This is a genomic window from Arenibacter latericius DSM 15913 (assembly GCF_000424985.1).
GTDB lineage: Bacteria > Bacteroidota > Bacteroidia > Flavobacteriales > Flavobacteriaceae > Arenibacter > Arenibacter latericius.
Genome location: NZ_AUKX01000004.1, coordinates 79468 through 98133, shown reverse-complemented (window position 1 = coordinate 98133; position 18666 = coordinate 79468). Strand labels below are relative to the sequence as shown.

At 35.7% G+C, this 18666-nt stretch carries 20 protein-coding genes; 8 read left to right on the top strand and 12 right to left on the bottom strand.

The genetic code is table 11. From position 1 onward, the window contains the following. Nucleotides 1–6: 6 nt before the first annotated feature. From H344_RS0102815 to H344_RS0102770, 10 genes are all read right to left on the bottom strand, one after another. Nucleotides 7–1062 (bottom strand): type III polyketide synthase, encoded by a 1056-nt coding sequence (locus H344_RS0102815; RefSeq protein WP_026808898.1) that lies wholly within the window; start codon nt 1060–1062, stop codon nt 7–9. Beyond that, nucleotides 1055–1780 (bottom strand): methyltransferase domain-containing protein, encoded by a 726-nt coding sequence (locus H344_RS0102810; protein WP_026808897.1) that lies wholly within the window; start codon nt 1778–1780, stop codon nt 1055–1057. Before H344_RS0102810 ends, H344_RS0102815 begins: the two co-directional genes overlap by 8 nt. Continuing rightward, nucleotides 1777–2901: an NAD(P)/FAD-dependent oxidoreductase gene (locus tag H344_RS0102805; protein WP_026808896.1), complete on the bottom strand. Its 1125-nt coding sequence runs from the start codon at nt 2899–2901 to the stop codon at nt 1777–1779. Before H344_RS0102805 ends, H344_RS0102810 begins: the two co-directional genes overlap by 4 nt. 74 nt (nt 2902–2975) lie before the next feature. Continuing rightward, on the bottom strand, nt 2976–3668 hold the full coding sequence (locus H344_RS0102800; RefSeq protein WP_026808895.1) for an OmpA family protein: 693 nt from the start codon (nt 3666–3668) through the stop codon (nt 2976–2978). A gap of 4 nt (nt 3669–3672) precedes the next feature. Continuing rightward, on the bottom strand, nt 3673–4161 hold the full coding sequence (locus tag H344_RS0102795) for a lipocalin-like domain-containing protein (protein ID WP_026808894.1): 489 nt from the start codon (nt 4159–4161) through the stop codon (nt 3673–3675). Between the two features lie 373 nt (nt 4162–4534). Continuing rightward, a complete protein-coding gene (locus H344_RS0102790) occupies nt 4535–4954 on the bottom strand; it encodes a GreA/GreB family elongation factor (RefSeq protein ID WP_026808893.1) in 420 nt (139 codons plus the stop codon). A 281-nt stretch (nt 4955–5235) separates the two neighbouring features. After that, the gene (locus H344_RS0102785) at nt 5236–6519 is read right to left on the bottom strand and encodes a Glu/Leu/Phe/Val family dehydrogenase (protein ID WP_026808892.1); all 1284 of its coding nucleotides are present in this window, start codon (nt 6517–6519) and stop codon (nt 5236–5238) included. A 369-nt stretch (nt 6520–6888) separates the two neighbouring features. Further along, a complete protein-coding gene (locus H344_RS0102780) occupies nt 6889–8223 on the bottom strand; it encodes a sigma-54-dependent transcriptional regulator (protein WP_026808891.1) in 1335 nt (444 codons plus the stop codon). Between the two features lie 7 nt (nt 8224–8230). Continuing rightward, complete coding sequence (locus H344_RS0102775; RefSeq protein ID WP_051254055.1) at nt 8231–9334, bottom strand: sensor histidine kinase; 1104 nt, start codon at nt 9332–9334, stop codon at nt 8231–8233. A 14-nt stretch (nt 9335–9348) separates the two neighbouring features. Continuing rightward, nucleotides 9349–11325 carry an alpha-ketoacid dehydrogenase subunit alpha/beta gene (locus tag H344_RS0102770; RefSeq protein WP_026808889.1) on the bottom strand — a complete coding sequence of 659 codons (1977 nt, stop codon included), beginning with the start codon at nt 11323–11325 and terminating at the stop codon, nt 9349–9351. Between the two features lie 125 nt (nt 11326–11450). On the opposite strand from H344_RS0102770, the gene H344_RS0102765 reads away from it, so the two are divergent. From H344_RS0102765 to H344_RS0102745, 5 genes are all read left to right on the top strand, one after another. After that, nucleotides 11451–12401: an isopenicillin N synthase family dioxygenase gene (locus tag H344_RS0102765; protein ID WP_026808888.1), complete on the top strand. Its 951-nt coding sequence runs from the start codon at nt 11451–11453 to the stop codon at nt 12399–12401. A 100-nt stretch (nt 12402–12501) separates the two neighbouring features. After that, nucleotides 12502–12831 (top strand): translation initiation factor, encoded by a 330-nt coding sequence (locus H344_RS0102760; RefSeq protein WP_026808887.1) that lies wholly within the window; start codon nt 12502–12504, stop codon nt 12829–12831. Between the two features lie 74 nt (nt 12832–12905). Continuing rightward, nucleotides 12906–13838, top strand: coding sequence for a hypothetical protein (locus H344_RS0102755; RefSeq protein ID WP_026808886.1), 933 nt, complete (start codon nt 12906–12908; stop codon nt 13836–13838). A 1-nt stretch (nt 13839) separates the two neighbouring features. Next, the gene (locus H344_RS0102750) at nt 13840–14712 is read left to right on the top strand and encodes a nucleoside phosphorylase (RefSeq protein ID WP_026808885.1); all 873 of its coding nucleotides are present in this window, start codon (nt 13840–13842) and stop codon (nt 14710–14712) included. A 105-nt stretch (nt 14713–14817) separates the two neighbouring features. Further along, on the top strand, nt 14818–15672 hold the full coding sequence (locus H344_RS0102745) for a substrate-binding domain-containing protein (protein ID WP_026808884.1): 855 nt from the start codon (nt 14818–14820) through the stop codon (nt 15670–15672). Nucleotides 15673–15701: 29 nt separating this feature from the next. Here H344_RS0102745 and H344_RS0102740 read toward each other — a convergent pair whose 3' ends face one another. Further along, complete coding sequence (locus tag H344_RS0102740) at nt 15702–16124, bottom strand: response regulator (protein ID WP_026808883.1); 423 nt, start codon at nt 16122–16124, stop codon at nt 15702–15704. 110 nt (nt 16125–16234) lie between these two features. After that, nucleotides 16235–16900 carry a uracil-DNA glycosylase gene (locus H344_RS0102735; RefSeq protein ID WP_026808882.1) on the bottom strand — a complete coding sequence of 222 codons (666 nt, stop codon included), beginning with the start codon at nt 16898–16900 and terminating at the stop codon, nt 16235–16237. A gap of 231 nt (nt 16901–17131) precedes the next feature. On the opposite strand from H344_RS0102735, the gene H344_RS0102730 reads away from it, so the two are divergent. From H344_RS0102730 to H344_RS0102720, 3 genes are read left to right on the top strand one after another with little or no spacing between them, the layout of a single operon-like run. Continuing rightward, nucleotides 17132–17677, top strand: coding sequence for an RNA polymerase sigma factor (locus H344_RS0102730; RefSeq protein WP_034256066.1), 546 nt, complete (start codon nt 17132–17134; stop codon nt 17675–17677). A 33-nt stretch (nt 17678–17710) separates the two neighbouring features. Continuing rightward, the gene (locus tag H344_RS0102725) at nt 17711–18223 is read left to right on the top strand and encodes a hypothetical protein (RefSeq protein WP_026808880.1); all 513 of its coding nucleotides are present in this window, start codon (nt 17711–17713) and stop codon (nt 18221–18223) included. Further along, complete coding sequence (locus tag H344_RS0102720; RefSeq protein ID WP_051254051.1) at nt 18216–18665, top strand: hypothetical protein; 450 nt, start codon at nt 18216–18218, stop codon at nt 18663–18665. Before H344_RS0102725 ends, H344_RS0102720 begins: the two co-directional genes overlap by 8 nt. Nucleotide 18666: the final 1 nt, after the last annotated feature.

The following is an 18666-nucleotide window of genomic DNA, read 5'->3' as shown; positions in this document are numbered from 1 at the left end:
ATAAACCTACCATTCTAAAAGCACCCGCTGAGCTGAAAAACCTGGGCCAAAACTTAACATTAGCCCTTGCTCCCCCGCGGGAATATTCTTTTCCATAAAGCGCTCTAAAACGTACAAAACTGTGGCGCTACTCATATTTCCATATCGACGGAGGGTTTCTCTGGTATCGTCAATATTCTTTCCCATTTTTCCGAACAACTGCTCTACAGTCTCCACAATCTTTCTTCCTCCTGGATGAAAAATTAAATGCTCTACCCTTTCAATATTACTCCCCAGCTCATTTAGAAATGGATGAATAATATCTGGAAAATGAGCTGCAATAGTTTCTGGTACCGCAGGATCTAAAATCATTTTTAACCCAGAATTAGTAAGGTTAAAACCCATTAATTGAGTAGAATTATTAAAATGATACATCCCCTCACCTACAATACGAGGCCCCACTGCATATTCCTCTGAAGATAATAATACACAGGCTGCTCCGTCACCAAAAATTGCAGCACTTACCATATTAGCCATAGAAAAGTCGGTAAGCTGGAATGTGGCGGTTGGACTTTCCACAGCTACAATAGCAGCTCTTTTTCCGGGATTAGATTTCAAGAAATTATGAGCATAGATTAAACCCGAAATTCCGGCGGCACACCCCATTTCAGTAACTGGTAACCTAACTACATCTTTTCTAAGGGAAAGCGAATTTATAAGATAGGCATCCAGTGAGGGAATCATTATACCCGTGCAACTCACCGTTATAATAAAATCTATACTACTAGCATCCCAATTACTTTCTGTCAGGGCTTTTTGTAGCGCCTGGCTTCCCATTTTTTTAACCTCACGAACGTATATATTGTTCTTATCTTCAAAAGAGGTTGCTGTAAATACCTCTTCCGGACTCATTATACTATACCGTCTATCTACTGCTGCTCCCTCAAAAATTTTTACGATTTTCCGTTTAAATCGATCCTCTTGCTCATGCAACCACCCTTCAACCAGGGGCAATATGTCCTTGGTTTCTCTACTATACCTAGGTAAAACTTTGGTAACACTTACTATTCTGGTATTAGTCATATATTGGTTGTTCTTGTTTTAATTCTATTATCCAAAGATACCGGAAGGCCCATTTCCAACTTAACTCATGCTGCGCCTCAGGGTACAATTTGGAGAATTCTTGAAGCTCAGATTTCGTAAAGGCACTTTTAATAGATAACAAACCATCGTGTTTAGCTATCCTTGTCTTCATAAAAATAGCGCTATAAATTTTAAAAAGGTAATAGGCACTTTTACTTCTTTGTAAATCATTGATAATAACACCTAGCTGTGCAAAAGAGGTAGATTTTCGTAAGAATTCTGGAATGTCATCATTTTTAAAATGATGCATAGTAAGGGTACACAACATAATATCACATTGGATTTCCTTTAAATCCATTAACAAAACATCCCTATGTAAATAGCTGATATTGGGGTAGTTTACAGAATTTGCTCTAGCAATTTTTAAAGTCTTTTCATTGAGATCTATACCCACTAAATTTACTGCTATTCCAATTGACTTAAAATAATGGGCTACTTTCCGTAACATATATCCATCCCCACATCCAACATCTAGAATTGTATAGCTTTTTTTAGGGGTCTGCTTAATTAATTTTCCAATTGCATTAAGTGTAATGGAGTACCCGTTTAAAATCTTGTTGACCTTATTGATGTCTTGGAGAACATTTTTTAAAGAGTCTGCATCCAAATTTTGGTCGTCCATCATCTCCTTATCCGTGCAACGCTGGGTGAAATTCATACCGTATCGATTGTTTTTCCATGAGTTGCCTTAATCAACTTACTAACAAGATAAGGAGAATAGTTAATTAACTGCATTGCCCTCGGGGAAATAGTTTCGTTTAGTAAAACCCTTTGCAATTGTCTTCCAACCCATATTCTTTTCCCAAATATTTTATGCCATTGCCTATTATATTCTTTCTCCAATTGATGACGATCGTAATCTGATTTAGTAAAATAGAGGTGGATTAATTCCGCTGCCATTTTTGCACTATGCACTGCCATTGCCATCCCGTTCCCACAAAATGGATGTATGAGTCCGGCAGTATCACCACACATCAAAATATGGTTTTCAATAGTACTCTTTTTGCCAAATGAAATCTGTGCAATGGTTAATGGCTTAGAGAAAAGCATTTCGGACTCCATTATAAACTTATTTAGATAAGGGTTTTTTGCTAGTATGTTCTGCTGGAAGCTTTCCATATTTTTCTCACTTTTAAAACTATCATAAGAGACTAAATAACAGAAATTAACGGCTCCCGATTCCGTTTTTGATAAACCTCCATAACCACCTCTAAAATTGTGAAGTGCTACTAAATTTTCTGGAAAAGAATCTAATTTATAATGGGCTTTTACTCCAAGCCAGGGCGATTTTCCTTGGATAAAATCGCGATTTAAGTTTTTGTCTAATGCCTCTCGTTTTCCGTAGGCCCCAATAACAAATTTAGAGGTGTAGTGGCCACCCCTTGTATCTGCAACTGTAAAAGTGGGGTCTCCAAACTTAATAGAGGATATATGTTTTTGAAGAATGGTAACTCCTTGTAAAATGGCCTTCTTATAAAGAGTATAATCCAAAGTATATCTACTAATCCCAAGTCCGCCTAAAGGTAATTGAGCACTAATGGATGTACCCTTCTCCGTACTCATGAGCATTTCGTTTATGTAGATGTTTTTAGGAAGAGATACGTTTAGACTTTCTAAATAGGGTATTATTTCCATGGAAACATATTCTCCACAGACCTTATGATGAGGATATTCCAGACTTTCAAAAACAGCTATATTATAATGATATTTTCTCAAATGAAGAGCCGCAGTTAATCCTGCAAGTCCACCACCGATGATAATAACATCATAATCATACATTTTAAAAAGATACTAAATAAAACAAAAGAACCCGACGAAAATCGTCGGGTTCTTTATTATAAACCTAATTATTATTAATTAGTATTTCTACGAGCTTCTTCCTTTAGTTCCTCATTAGCTATGATAGCCAACTCTACTCTTCGGTTTTTAGCTCTTCCTTCTACGGTTGAATTGTCCGCTTTAGGTTGGGTTAGCCCATACCATTTTGTGGTTAACCGATCTCTTGAAACCCCTTTAGATATCAAGTAATTGGTAACGGACTCTGCACGTCTTTTAGACAGCCCCATATTATATTCAGCAGCACCAACACTATCTGTATGTCCTTCTACCAAAATATTAGTCTTTGGATATTCTAGTAATACCGCTGCCATTTTATTTAATGTGGTTGCAGAGGCACCAATTACTGCAGATTTATCAGTTTCGAAATACACACCTGCATCTTCATTAAAGGTAACGTTGATACCTTCTCCTACACGTGTTACTTCTGCACCTGGAATCTCCTCCTCTATACGTTCTGCTTGTCGGTCCATTCTATCGCCAATGTAGCCTCCTGCAACTCCACCAACAACAGCACCTATAATGGCTCCTAAAGCAGTGTTATTACCCTTACCAACATTATTACCAATAACACCACCAATAACTGCTCCACCAGCAGCTCCTCCAGCAGCCCCTCTTTGTTTGTGATTGGTATTCTTAATGGCAGTACAACTAGTAATGGTTGCCATTATCATTAACATGGATAAACTACTTACAAATAACTTTCTCATTATATTAATCGTTTTTTATAAATTCATAAACTACAGTTACTGGAGTACCTTCTACAGAAACTTTGGACTCCAATCTCATATGGGTCTCACTTAAAGAAGCAATGTCTAACCTATACCCTTGTCCACCAGAAATATCTTTGTATTTATCATCAACAAATTTAAACTGGATTTGCGAGTTAAAACCATCTCGCTCTAAAATAGACCATCGGATAAAACGCTCTTCTGGACCACAATTAGGACTATTAGACAACACATAGCTTCCTGTACTATTATTGTTTCTAAAATACCAACTACTTCCCTCAAAACAATCTGAAGAAGCATCATTGAATAATTGTGATTTAAACGTGCCTTGGGCTCCAGTGTAAGATACACTGTTCAAAATCCAATACCCATCAATAGTTTTTCTATCCTTCATAGCGGATTTAGATATCGAACAGGAAGACAACATTCCCACGGCCAATAATAATACAAACAATGATTTTTTCACATGCATAGTTTTTAGTGTTTTAATTTTTTTAATGCGTTATACATAATCGGTAATTAGACAAAAAGCATGCCTAAAATTTTAATTTTACACGGAATAAATATTAACCTATTCAGTTAGAATCTATTATAAAATTAACTTTGTAAAATTAGTATTTAAGGGATAAAGTGACATGCTGCATTACAATTATTATTAACGCTAGAAGAGCAAAAAGCACTCCATTTTATACTCAATTTTTTATAAAACGGTTATCAAAAAATAAGGGGAAGCCATGGCTTCCCCTTAAGTTATATCTATTATCTGTAAGTCTACAAATAATTGGCAGTAGTGCCAATGTTTAGTTCTTCAGTATTAGGGTAAAGTATTAGTACTACAGCCTCAATTATAGCAGGATATCTGAATTAATTTCGTTAGGCTGTTGTTTTACCTCTGCAACCTTTAGTGTCTGCATCCCATTCCTAAATTCCCATACAATGTCATCTCCCTTTGCATATCCCATAACTGCAGCTCCCATAGGGGTAAGGACAGAAATTTTACTCTTCTTAAAATCCCCTTCGGAAGGAATTACCAATTGGAACTTATTAGTAAATCCATTCTTACCTTCAATGGTAATTAAAGAATTTAAACGAATTACATCCTCTGGCATTTCTTCTTCGTTGTAAACAATAGCCGATTTTAATTCTTCGGTTAATTTTTGTATTGAAGTTTTGTACGTGTTATCAGTATAAAATCCTGATACATTTAACAAACGCTTCAATAAAACAAACTCCTTTTTTTCTAAAACTAGATTTCCGTACTTCATGATACTTACATTTTTTTAGCTAAACAATTCCCCGACAGCATAGCCTCGGAGCTCCCTAATTTACTTCTCTACGAGAAAATTTATTTACTAATGGATAATGTCGGAATTACAATTTTTCCCAATAACCAGCGGTCACGGATAGAAATAATATATTCCGACAGTTTTAGACGGTAGATAGCCAAGAGGCTACAAAATATCCGCCGAAACCCGTACCACACACAATCTAACTAAGTATATCCCTGTAGCGTTCCACAGGGATAGTCTTTTAAAAAAATTATTATTTATGGGAATACTCCCCTTTGTAGATAAGCTTTTTCTATTCTTTCAATTGCAATCATAAAAGCTGCGGTTCGCATATCGCCTTCTCTTTCTTGAGCCTTGTCATAAACCTTATCAAAAACCTCCTTCATCTTCTTATCTAACTTGGCCATTACCTCGTCCATCTGCCAATACTCCCCATTTCTATTTTGCAACCACTCATAGTAACTGGCCAGTACTCCACCAGAATTACACAATATATCTGGTATTACATCAATACCTCTGCTTAGTAGAATTTCTTCACCTTCTACATCTGTTGGTCCATTAGCACCTTCTGCTATAAGGAAAGCTTTAATTTTTCCTGCATTTTCTGCAGTTATCTGATTTCCTAAAGCGGCTGGAATACAAATATCGCAGTCCAATTGAAAAAAGTCATCTTTATCTAATGATGCAGCTTCCTGATAATTTAAGATACTATTATTGTTTTGCTGCATATAATTAAACAGATTCTCTACACATATGCCATTCTCATTAGCGATACTACCATAAGCATCCTGTACCCCTACCAATTTGGCACCTTCCTTTTCTAAGAAATGAGCTGCCCAATATCCAACATTCCCAAAACCTTGAACAATAAACCTTTTATCTTTAAGAGGAATGTTTTTTCTTTCGGCCCAATACTTAATATTCAAGAACACACCATAACCAGTAGCTCTATCTCTTCCTTCCGATCCTCCAGATCCCAATGGTTTTCCAGTCACTACATGTTTATACTTAGATCTTTCCGCTGGCGATTTAGTCGTCATGTAAGTATCTAGTATCCATGCCATAGTCTGTGCATTGGTATTTACATCGGGAGCAGGAATATCATGTTCTGGACCTATATTATCTCCTAAAGCATAAGTAAACCTTCTTGTTATTCTTTCTAATTCTGAGATTGAATATTTTGAAGGATCTATCTGTAGTCCTCCTTTAGCACCCCCATAAGGAAGTCCAACCAAAGCTGTTTTCCATGTCATCCACATAGCAAGTGCCTTAGCAGTTTCTATATCCACAGTCGGATGATATCTAAGTCCGCCTTTATACGGCCCCAATGCATTGTTATGTTGAACCCTATACCCTGTAAAAACCTCAATTTCACCGTTGTCCATTTTCACTGGAAAATGAATTATCAGCTCATTATTGGTAACGCTAAGAATCTTTCTTATATTACTATTTAAATTAATAATATCCGCTGCATGGTTAAATTGACGCATTACATTTTCCAACATTCCGTGCATAGGCTGTTCCTTTACTTTAGTTATCATAAATATTATTAAAATGTTCTTACTTCTTTTATAAAATGAAGCGGGGGTTAATTGGCAAGATATCTAAATTTCTAAATAGAAAAATTCAAATCTATTGCAATTCCTAATATGGTTATTTTTAAGCTAACACTTAATTTTGGAAGACCTTAACTTTAAAAAAACAAGCCCTTACCTATTCCCATATTTCCATTTATTCACAATTATATAGAATAGGCAATTTTAATGCCATTTATAAAACAAACATACGTTAATTATTTTAACGTATTGATTTATAGTTTCTTAAGATTATTTAGAATTGATATTTTACAACACCTCAAATGAGGAAAACATCATCACTGGGTAAAAACTCCCCATATTTAAAGTTGGTAATTATTGAATTTTCTGCCGTAATGTTTTTCTATCTATCTTTAAAATATATGCTGCTCTGGTTTTATTGTTTCCTGTTGCCTCCAAAACTTTCAATATATATCGCCTCTCCATTTCTCGTAATGGCATTAGCTCATCATCTGAAAAACTAATCTTAACCTTCAGGTTATCCGGCAAGTCCTCTAATCCTATTTGCTTTTCGCACATGATTACCGAACGTTGAATAGCGTTTTCTAATTCCCTAATATTACCAGGCCAATTATATCGCATAAGGACTTCTAATGCATCAGAAGTTATCTTAACGACTCGATCCTTATACTCTAAACCGTATTTAGTAAGAAATTTATCTACTAAGGGAATAATATCCTCCTTGCGGTCGCGGAGCGGTGGAACATTTATCTCCACTACTGTTAACCTATAATATAAATCCTCTCTAAACAACCCCTTTTGCACCATAGTAAGAAGATCACTATTAGTAGCGGCAATGACTCTAAGATCTATCTTTTCTGATTTTTGTGACCCCACCTTTATCACTTCTTTTTCTTGGAGCGCTCTTAACAATTTAGCTTGTACAGCTGGAGAGGCGTTCCCCACTTCATCTAAAAAAAGGGTTCCTTTATTTGCAGCTTGAAATAAACCACTCCTTTGCTCTTGCGCACCAGTAAATGCCCCCTTAGCATAGCCAAACAGTTCAGCCTCCAATAGGCTTTCTGGAATGGCCCCACAATTTACTGCGATAAAAGGTGCTCTAGAAAACTTCCCCATATAATGTACAGAACGTGCCACCAACTCTTTCCCTGTTCCACTTTCCCCATTAATAAGAACAGTTGCCTTATTGTCTTTCACTCTATCTATTATAGCTGTTACCTTTTTTATAGCCTTAGATCGCCCAATAAGCTCCCCATATTGTTGATTACCTTCCTTATTTACTTTGGTCTGAGCAATATTCTCTTCTGAATGTTGTTTATTTGCAGCAAAGGATTTCACTATTGCCTGTCTTAACTCTTCTTTAGTAAATGGCTTCACTAAATAGTCTATAGCTCCAGATTTTAATACGTTAAGAGCATCGTCTACAGATGGATATCCGGTGACTACTAATTTGGGTAATTTTGGGTAATGTTCGGATACGTAGTTTATTAGTTGCATTCCATCTACATTAGGCATTCTTAGATCTGTTATTAACAAATCTATATTGGAATCCTTTAAAATAGCTAACGCTTCCTTTACAGAAACAGCCTTGTAAGCATGGTAGTTAAATGATTGTAGATGTCTATGTATAAGCTCTAAGATATTTATATCATCATCAACAATCAGTACATTTTCATTTTTAAGGCCCATCAACTTTTTATTTTGGAAATTGGATAACAAATATAGCCCCTTTGGGTTTGTTGGGAAGATACTTTATGAACCCTTTATGGCTTTTAATGATTCCATGCACAACACTAAGACCAAGTCCTGCTCCCTCCCCAGTTGGTTTGGTACTAAAGAAAGGTTGAAAAATCTTATTACTAATTTTAGAATCTATTCCCGGACCTTGGTCTTTTACCTTAATTTCTACACTCTTTTCCTTGTCCGTTATCTTAATACTAATAGTACTTTTTAATGGAGCAAAGTAGATGGCGTTAAGCATTAAGTTAAAGATTACCTGCGTTAATTGAATAGCATCTACTTTGAGAAGAATAGCCTCCTTACTAAAAGTAAGTTTTCCTTCAATTTTCTTCCCCTTTAAACTAGGTTGCATTAGGTTAAACGCATCAGATATTATTGGTACAATATCTGCCACTTCCATTTGCTGAGGCATTTCACAGGCAAAGAACATCAGCTTCTTTACAACTTCTCTAGAGAATATGGCGCTATTGATAATCTTTTCCAAATCTCTAGTGGCCTGTTGGTCGTTTTTTATCCTAGTTTTAAGCAATTCCGAAAAACCTAGAATATTAGCAAGGGGTGTATTTAACTCATGCGCCATTCCCGCAGTAATCTCACCCAGAATACTAAGTCGGTCTGCATGCTCCATTTTCCGCTTTATGAGCTCCTCATTATCTTTTATCTGTTTTCGTTCCAAGAGGTTACCCACTTCTAAGCAAATATTTTTTAACAGCTTTTTCTCTTCCGGTAAGAAATCGGTTGTTGCATACTCTGGCGACGGATACACCACTTGTATGGAACCTGTCTTTTTATTAAATACCTCTATGTTAGCTTTAAGGGAAACAGCCTGATCGGGAAAACCATTAGTTTTAAATGAGTATTGATCGGTAATCAATTCAACGTGAGCATCTTTATTATGTTTCCAAGCTTTTTGCAAACACCGCATTATCCCCTTTAAGGCATTCTCCATTTGATCATAATCGCAGTTTACTATGATAGAAGTAACCTCATACATACAAGTAAGCTCTTTAATCCGCTCCTTTAGCCTTTCTTCTGCGGGTTTTATAGTCATGCTAGACATGATTGCCTTAGTTTTTAATATTTCAGTAAAGTTAGTAGTTCTGTTGCAAACCGTCCTTTTGGTAGGTAGGTATTTTCCAGGCTTTTAGCAAAAGGTATAGGTGTTTCTATACTCGCCACCCTCTTAACTGGTGCATCCAAATATTCAAAACAATTTTCCATAACCAAAGCAGCTATATCGCTAGCCACCCCACCAAAGAGGCTGTCTTCTTGCAACACAATCAGTTTTCCCGTTTTTCTTACGGAGCTATAGATAGTTTCTGTATCCAATGGCTGTAAAGTACGTAGGTCTATCAAATCTGCCTTAACTTCGGGGTTAGCATCCAAGGTTTCTAGCGCCCAATGCACCCCCATCCCGTAGGTAACTATGGTAATATCTTCTCCTTGCCTTAGCAGAGCCGCCTCGCCAAATGGAAGGGTATAATAAGCTGTTGGAACTTCTTGATACTTGCTCCTATAAAGGGCCTTATGTTCAAAAAACATCACTGGATTGGGGTCGTTTATAGCGGTAGCTAAAAGTCCTTTAGCATCATAAGGAAAAGCAGGATACACCACTTTTAGTCCTGGAGTTTTGGTAAACCAAGCCTCATTAGTTTGCGAATGAAAAGGTCCTGCTCCTACTCCTGCCCCACAAGGCATTCTAATAACAACATCTGCATTTTGACCCCACCGATAATGATTTTTAGCCAAATAGTTTACAATTGGATTAAAACCAGTACTGACAAAATCTGCAAATTGCATTTCTACAACAGATTTCATTCCTTTTATAGAAAGTCCCATCCCCATAGAAACAATTATAGATTCACATATGGGTGTATTTCTTACTCGGTCTCCTCCAAATTGCTCTAAAAATCCTTCAGTAACCTTAAAAACACCTCCGTAATCTGCTATATCTTGCCCCATCAACACCAAATCTTCATGCTTCTCCATAGATTGCTTAAGGCCTTCCGAAACAGCATCAACCAATCTTATATTTGCTTTTTCCGAGTTAGGTACTATCTCCTGATAATTAAACTTTTCATATAAATCGTTCAATTCCTTATCCGCATCAGATTCAATAGGCATCTCGTCAAATGCCTTTTTTAAATGTTGATCTATTTCAGCATAAATATCGTTTTTTAAGGAATCGATTAAATCTGGAGTTAATATTTTATTCCCTAAAAGGTAATTTTCATAATTTATAAGAGGATCTTTCTTCTCCCAAGTATCTAGCAATTCTTTAGGCACATATTTAGTGCCACTAGCTTCCTCATGCCCTCGCACCCTAAAGGTCTTAAATTCTATTAAAACAGGTCTAGGTTTTTTCCTAATACTCTTGCATATTTCATCTACTTTGGCAAATACCTCCATAACATTATTCCCATCCAAAATATAGGATTCCATTCCGTATCCAACAGCCCTATCAGCAAGATTCTCACATTTATATTGCTCATTTGTAGGAGTAGAAAGTGCATAACCATTATTTTCTATACAAAATAAAACAGGAAGCTGCCATACTGAAGCCAAATTTAAGGCTTCATGGAAATCCCCTTCACTAGTTCCTCCTTCTCCGGTAAATACTGCTGTTACATTCTTTACTCCCCGGATTACATCCGCTAATGCTATACCGTTGGCAACGCCCATCTGGGGTCCTAAATGCGAAATCATTCCAATTATTTTATACTCTTGGGTCCCAAAATGAAAGCTTCTATCTCTCCCTTTTGTGAATCCGCTTTCCTTTCCTTGCCATTGGGAGAAAAGTCTATACAGAGGAATTTCCCTAGTAGTAAAAACACCTAAGTTTCGATGCATAGGAAGTATATATTCTTCATTAGATAATGCACTTGTTACACCTATACTTATAGCTTCTTGCCCTATTCCACTAAACCATTTGGAGATTTTACCTTGACGCAATAGAAGCAACATTCTTTCTTCTATTAAACGCGGCTTTAACATTCGTTGATACAGTTTTAATTGCATACCCCTATCAACACTATTCCCTTTATAATGCATGTTATATTTTTCTTCTATTTACCCTATTAAATTATAAATGTAACTAAACCAAAAAACAATGACCAATAATAATTGAGGAAGATTGGCTTAATATTCATTAACTTTGATATATCAAAACAAATGATATGAGTGCAATACCAAGTGTAAACTTAGAAGATTTTATTTCTGGAGATCCAGCCCGAAAAGAAAAATTTATAAAAGAAATTGGCGACGCCTTTGAGGATATAGGTTTCGTAGCTTTAAGCGGACATTTTTTATCGGAGAAATTGGTGGAAGACCTATATAGTGAAATTAAAGATTTCTTCAACTTACCACAAGAGGTTAAAGATAAATATGAAATTGAAGGCATCGGAGGACAACGTGGCTATACTTCTTTTGGAAAGGAACATGCTAAAGGTAGAAAAGAAGGAGACCTTAAAGAATTTTGGCATTTTGGACAATATGTAGAAGATGATCCAAAATTAGAAAAGGAGTACCCTAGCAATGTAATGGTAGAAGAACTAGATAGGTTTAATGAAGTGGGTAAGGAAACCTATAAAATGCTAGAAAAAACAGCCAAATACGTGCTAAGGGCTTTAGCGCTACATCTAAATTTGGAAGAAACTTATTTTGACGAATATATTAAGAATGGTAATTCTATCCTAAGACCAATCCACTACCCTCCTATTACAGAGGAGCCTAAAAATGCCGTAAGAGCAGCAGCTCATGGGGATATCAATCTAATAACCCTATTAATGGGCGCTCATGGGAAAGGACTTCAGGTTAAAAACCATGAAGGTGAATGGGTAGACGCTATTGCAAGACCAGACCAGTTAATGATTAATGTGGGAGATATGCTTTCCCGACTTAGCAATAACAAGCTAAAATCTACTATCCATCAAGTGGTAAATCCGCCCAAGGAATTATGGGGAACCTCTAGATACTCTGTACCTTTCTTTATGCATCCAAAAAGTGAAATGCCATTAAACTGCCTGGAAAATTGTATTGATGATTCCAACCCAAAGCAATTTGACGATATTACAGCGGGCGAATTTTTACACGAACGCTTAATAGAATTAGGGCTAATTAAATCTTAGAGTACTAAACAGATAAAAATTAAACTGCTCCTTATTGTAACTATATTTTTTTTGGTTTGCATTTAGGAGCAAGTAATAAATAATATTGACTAATTAAAAGATGGACTTAAAAGACCAACTTAAAAATTTATTCCCCGACCATCAGATCGAGGAAAATGAAAAGGAAACCAAAGAAGAAGACGGCATTTGGTTACAGGATAATCCTATTATCTGCAAATACGAAAAAAGGAAAGGAAAGCCCATTACTATTCTTGAGGGGTATACTGGCGCAGATAGCGATTTTAAAAAGCTTGCGAAAGAGTTAAAGACCAAGTTGAGCGTTGGTGGCACCATTAAGGACGAGACCATAATAATCCAGGGAGACTACCGTGACAAGATAATGGAAATACTTAAAAATAAGGGGTTTAAGGTTAAACGGGTGGGAGGTTAGAATTTTGTTAATTATTTCTTGAATTTAGGAATTAATATTACATTTATTTATTACAACCTAAACTACCAATAAAAATGAGTTCTCAATTACACATCACAAATGGTGATAATTTCACCCAAAAACTAATTAATTTAAAGTTAGGAGGAGAGATTATTACCTGGCGCGAAATGTTATGTGAAGGTAAGACTGAAACCAATGTCGGAAGTGAATCCTTTTGGAAAACTAGATTCGACTTTTTAAGCAAAAACTACCAAGTTACTAAATCGTGGTTTATAGAAAAAACCCTTAAGGAATATCGTTCTTTATGTAACCATAAGTACCAAGACCATATTGTATTGTGGTTTGAATACGATTTGTTTTGTCAAATAAATATGTTGGCCGTTATTTCATGGCTAAAAGCAAATAGACCATTTTCAGAAATTTCAATGGTTTGTTGTGGAGATGAAAACAATCCGGACACCCTATATAATCTTAACGATTTGAGTGATGAGCAACTCATGAATCTTTATGAGAATCGTACCTTTTTAACTCAGGATGATGTGGAATATGCAGACTATGTTTGGCAACTATATTGTAGTGACAACCCTATCCGATTAGAAAATCTAAAGGATTTTGGTAGTTTTCAGTTCATCTACCTAGAATCAGCTATAAGAGCCCACCTAATGCGTTTCCCTACTATTAAAAATGGATTAAATGAAGTGGAGAATAATATTCTGAGGTTGGCAAAGAGTGCTAAACCAAAATCTAAATCAGAATTAATGTCCACCGTCCTAAAAAATCAAGGGCATTATGGTTTTGGGGATACGCAGTATAAAAGACTTTTTGTTAAATTAAAACCATTATTTAAATCCTTTAAACCGGTAATTCTCTCTACTACTGGAAATGATATTTTAATGGGTAAAACTAGCTATTATTCTTGCCTACAAGACAACAATGTTTACTTGGGCGGTGCTTTAAAATATAATTTCCTATACAATACGGATACAGACAGAATTCTAAAATTATAACATGAAGCTAAACGCCTCAGAACTAGTCTTAAATAAGGACAAAAGCATATATCACCTTAATTTACTTCCAGAAGAACTTGCCCAAACCGTTATCACGGTAGGTGATCCCGATAGGGTGCCCCTAGTTTCCCAATATTTCGACAGTATTGAGGTAAAGAAAAGCAAACGGGAATTTCATACCCACACAGGGCGAATTGGTAAAAAAAGAATTACGGTACTCTCTACAGGGATAGGGACTGATAATATTGATATTGTCCTGAACGAATTAGACGCATTAGTAAATATCGATTTTGACACTAGGGAAATAAAAGAGCATACCACAAAATTAAATATAATAAGAATAGGAACCTCAGGATCTATTCAGCCCCATATCCCCATACATTCTTATTTAATAAGCGAATATGCTATTGGCCTCGATAGCCTCCTACATTTTTATGATAGTCAGCATGTTCAACATTCCGATATTCAGCAAGCATTTTTATCCCACATGGATTGGTTAAAAGATAAATCGACTCCCTATGTGGTAAGGTGTGATAATAACTTAGCCGAGAAGTTCTCCTCTGAAGAGATGATACCTGGTTTTACCGCTACTAATGTTGGCTTTTATGGACCACAGGGTAGAAAATTGCGACTACCGTTGCAAGATTCTTTTATGAACGATAAATTAGCTAGCTTTAATTATCAAGGAATGCAAATTACCAATTTAGAAATGGAAACTGCTGGAATTTATGGCCTTGCCAAACTGCTGGGTCACCGCGCAGTGTCTTTAAATTGCATATTAGCAAATAGAAGTACTGGAGTGTTTTCAACTGAACCAGAAAAAGCAACTCAAGGCCTTATTTCTTATGCCTTAGAACGCATAGTTCAAATCTAATAGATAGCAATTATAATATTTTCAGATGGATTTTATTTAAATCAAAGCATTCCTATATTTGTCAAGTTATAGTAAAGGTATAAACTCCCAAATACATTATTGATTTTGAAAAAAGTACAAATAATTGGTGTTCCGGAACATTTTAATTTCCCATGGCAATTAGCTATTGAGGAAGGAGCTTTTAAATCTAGAGGAATAAATCTAGAGTGGACAGACATTCCAGAAGGTACCGGTAAAATGGCTCAACTATTAAAAGATAAAGAGACAGATTTAGCCATTATTCTTACGGAAGGAATTGTGAAAAGCATTTCTGAGGGCAATTCCGTTAAAATTATTCAGGAGTTTATCGCCAGCCCCTTATTATGGGGTATACACGTAGCGCACGGAAGTGAATTTAAAAGCCTAGAAGACCTAAAAGGTAAAACCGCAGCAATTAGTAGGTATGGAAGCGGAAGTCATTTAATGGCTTACGTAAACGCCCAAAACAATGACTGGAATACCGAAGAGTTAAAATTTAAAGTTGTAGACAACATAGATGGAGCCGTAGATGCTTTAAGTGAAGGCACAGCAGATTACTTTATGTGGGAACGTTTTATGACAAAACCACTCGTAGATCAGAAGGTTTTCAGAAGAATAACAGACTGCCCTACTCCATGGCCATGTTTTGTAGTAGCGGCCACGGATAAATTTATTGCCGAGAATCCCGGTACTTTAGCGCATATTTTAGATATTATAAATGTCTACACCGAGGATTTTAAAAATATCCCTAGTATAGATAAAACGATTTCCAACACCTATAACCAACAGCTAATTGATATACAACATTGGTTGTCGCTCACCAAGTGGAGTCAAAAAAACCTAAGTGTATCTACATTAAAAGCGGTACAAAACACCCTTTTAGAGTTAAAGCTTATAGATAAGGTTATTGCTCCAGATAAAATTTTACATATTCAAGAATAGCTGCTTAGGAAGCAGCAGCTAGGAGGTAATTATATATTACTTAAAAATAAATTTTCTATTACTTTTCTGAAATTAATATCAGAAAGTGGTTTGTGGAGGCACTCCTTTACTTGAGGGTGAGACAACGCTCTATATACCACTTCTTCTGTACCGTTAGCAGTAAGTACGGCAATGATAATTTTTTCTTTTTCCTCTTCTCTAAAAAGAATATCGAAGGCTTGTAAAAATTGCCAACCATCCATTATTGGCATTTCAATATCTAAAATCAATAGAAAGGCACCTGTTTCTATTTCATCAATATGTGCTTCAATATAATCTAGCGCTCTATGACCATTTACAACTGCATCTACTTCCAAACTCGGTATCAGCTTTTTTAGAAAATGCTTATTCAACACATTGGTAGTAGGGTCATCGTCTACCAATAAGACTGATTTTAATCTGGTATTGTTCATAATTATGCGCTCGATAGAGTTGTTCTTGATAAAAATTATATCGCTTGTAATTTTAGTTTCGTTTAATCATAAATGATTGGTAGTTATCCTCTTATAAATAAGACTATTTACTACCAGTCTATTGGGGTTAACCCCTTGCACTCTAAGATTTCATTAGTTTTTCCAAAATGCTTATTTCCAAACCAATACCCTCTATTTGCACTCAAAGGAGAAGGATGACCTGCTGTTAAAATATGATGTTTTTTAGGTCCTATTAACTTCACTTTTTTCTGAGCCTTTCCTCCCCATAATAGAAATACCAAACCTTCTTTCTCTTGCGAAAGCTTGGATATTACCGCATCGGTAAAGGTTTCCCAGCCTTTTCCTTGATGGCTTCCTGCACTATGTGCTCTTACAGTAAGTGTAGCATTAAGCAACAAAACACCTTGCTTGGCCCAATTCTCTAAATTTCCACTTGTTGGAATAGGTTTTTGCAGATCTGTTTCTAATTCCTTAAAAATATTTTTTAAGGATGGAGGGGGTGCAATTCCGTCATTTACAGAAAAGCTAAGTCCGTTTGCCTGCCCAGGACCATGGTACGGATCTTGCCCAATCAACACAACCTTAACATCTTTTACTAGACAATGGTTAAAAGCAGCAAAAATCTGATGTTTTGGAGGGAAACACTGGTGCTCAGTGTATTCTTCTTCTACAAATGCTTGTAGCCTCTCAAAATACGGAGCCTTAAACTCGCTATCCAATAACTGGAGCCAACTAGAATGTAGATTGTCTTGCATAAGCAGTACAAGTTTTTTTAGGTAACATAGGGAATACTAACAATGACCCTAGATCCAATAAAAAAATTGGAAGGGGCAAAACTAACAAAAAAGTAACAATAGAAAATTGCTTTATACATTTAGTTCAGAAAACTTGCTTATCTTGTTAAATAGGGTAAGATGAAATAATATTGAAAATGGAATAAACCTTTTCCCTATTTTGAAGTCCTATAATAGAACTCAACCTAGATCATGGTGATTGCAGAAGATGTTTTGGTAATGCAATTAAGACACAAGAGCACACAAGCGAAGGCTTTTGAAATCCTTGTAGATACTTATAAAGAACGCTTGTATTGGCATATCAGGAGAATAGTACTTGATCATGACGATACAGACGACGTGCTACAAAATACTTTTATTAAGATATTTAGAAATATTGATGGATTTAAAGGCGATAGTAAACTCTATACCTGGATGTATCGAATTGCGACTAACGAAGCCTTGAGCTTTTTAAAAGTAGAAGCTAAAAAATTAAAATTTAGCAGTGAACAGTTAATTGAAGATAAAATAGAAAATTTAAGAGCCGACGTTTATTTCGATGGGGATGAAATTCAATTAAAATTACAAGAGGCAATTGCTACGCTGCCAGAAAAACAAAAATTGGTTTTCAATATGAAGTATTTCGAAGAATTGAAATACGAAGAAATTTCCATGATTTTAGAAACCTCAGTTGGTGGACTTAAAGCGTCTTACCATTTGGCAACAAAAAAGATTGAAGCATATTTAAAAGAGAATTAAACCTTTTCTCTCTATTAAGGTCAAAGAACTAGAATGAAAAAAGCAGTTAAAAATAATGGTTTTGGTGTTCCTGATGGGTATTTCAAAGATTTTTCAGACCAATTATTTGCAAAAATGGACTCGGAAAAAATCGATTATACTAAGGGGAACGATTTTAGAGTACCAGATGGATACTTTGATACGCTCACGGATAAGGTTCTCAATAAACTAGAAAAAGAGGAGAAGCAAAACGTTCCGGTATTCTCGTTAAAGAAATATTATTATATAGCGGCATCCATTGCGGCAGTACTTCTTTTAGTGATCGTATTACAGTGGAAGAACCAATCTACTAGCAATACCTACATCATAGCCAACTCTGACATAGAGGACTATTTTGAATTAAATGGGTGGGGAGTATCTTCCTATGATATAGCAGACATGTTTCCTGAAAATGAGATGGATTTAACTGGTTTGTTAGATCCTCAATTAGATAATGAGAGTGTTATTGATTATTTAAATGACAACATAACAGATATAGAAGAATTAAATTTAACTAACGATGATTAGAAAATTATACATAATCCTACCAGTTTTTTGGTTGATGGCCACCGTGGTTACCAACGCTCAAAGCAAACAAGATTGGGATAAAATAAAATCCTATAAAATTGCTTTTATTACGGAACGCCTTAACTTGAGCCCAAAGGAAGCACAGGAATTTTGGCCTATATACAATGAATATGAAGCTCAAAAAATAGCAATTCATAGACAGGAGCATAGTGAGATTAAAAAGAAAATTAAGAATCTTGAAACCCTATCTTCAAAGGAGGCTAGCGACCTATTAAAACAGATGGAAAAGCTAGAAGATGAAAAATATAAAGCGAGAAAGGCATATGTAGAAAAGGTCTCTAATACCATTTCAGCTACAAAAACTATCATTTTACTACGGTCCGAAGAAGAGTTTAAACGACAGTTAATTAAACAATATCGACATAAAAGAGGAAAAGAATAGT

Coding starts and splice junctions, on each gene's coding strand:
- H344_RS0102815 (WP_026808898.1), bottom strand. CDS start 1,062: ATGACTAATACCAGAATAGTAAGTGTTACCAAAGTTTTACCTAGGTAT.
- H344_RS0102810 (WP_026808897.1), bottom strand. CDS start 1,780: ATGAATTTCACCCAGCGTTGCACGGATAAGGAGATGATGGACGACCAA.
- H344_RS0102805 (WP_026808896.1), bottom strand. CDS start 2,901: ATGTATGATTATGATGTTATTATCATCGGTGGTGGACTTGCAGGATTA.
- H344_RS0102800 (WP_026808895.1), bottom strand. CDS start 3,668: ATGAGAAAGTTATTTGTAAGTAGTTTATCCATGTTAATGATAATGGCA.
- H344_RS0102795 (WP_026808894.1), bottom strand. CDS start 4,161: ATGCATGTGAAAAAATCATTGTTTGTATTATTATTGGCCGTGGGAATG.
- H344_RS0102790 (WP_026808893.1), bottom strand. CDS start 4,954: ATGAAGTACGGAAATCTAGTTTTAGAAAAAAAGGAGTTTGTTTTATTG.
- H344_RS0102785 (WP_026808892.1), bottom strand. CDS start 6,519: ATGATAACTAAAGTAAAGGAACAGCCTATGCACGGAATGTTGGAAAAT.
- H344_RS0102780 (WP_026808891.1), bottom strand. CDS start 8,223: ATGGGCCTTAAAAATGAAAATGTACTGATTGTTGATGATGATATAAAT.
- H344_RS0102775 (WP_051254055.1), bottom strand. CDS start 9,334: ATGTCTAGCATGACTATAAAACCCGCAGAAGAAAGGCTAAAGGAGCGG.
- H344_RS0102770 (WP_026808889.1), bottom strand. CDS start 11,325: ATGCATTATAAAGGGAATAGTGTTGATAGGGGTATGCAATTAAAACTG.
- H344_RS0102765 (WP_026808888.1), top strand. CDS start 11,451: ATGAGTGCAATACCAAGTGTAAACTTAGAAGATTTTATTTCTGGAGAT.
- H344_RS0102760 (WP_026808887.1), top strand. CDS start 12,502: ATGGACTTAAAAGACCAACTTAAAAATTTATTCCCCGACCATCAGATC.
- H344_RS0102755 (WP_026808886.1), top strand. CDS start 12,906: ATGAGTTCTCAATTACACATCACAAATGGTGATAATTTCACCCAAAAA.
- H344_RS0102750 (WP_026808885.1), top strand. CDS start 13,840: ATGAAGCTAAACGCCTCAGAACTAGTCTTAAATAAGGACAAAAGCATA.
- H344_RS0102740 (WP_026808883.1), bottom strand. CDS start 16,124: ATGAACAATACCAGATTAAAATCAGTCTTATTGGTAGACGATGACCCT.
- H344_RS0102735 (WP_026808882.1), bottom strand. CDS start 16,900: ATGCAAGACAATCTACATTCTAGTTGGCTCCAGTTATTGGATAGCGAG.
- H344_RS0102730 (WP_034256066.1), top strand. CDS start 17,132: ATGGTGATTGCAGAAGATGTTTTGGTAATGCAATTAAGACACAAGAGC.
- H344_RS0102725 (WP_026808880.1), top strand. CDS start 17,711: ATGAAAAAAGCAGTTAAAAATAATGGTTTTGGTGTTCCTGATGGGTAT.
- H344_RS0102720 (WP_051254051.1), top strand. CDS start 18,216: ATGATTAGAAAATTATACATAATCCTACCAGTTTTTTGGTTGATGGCC.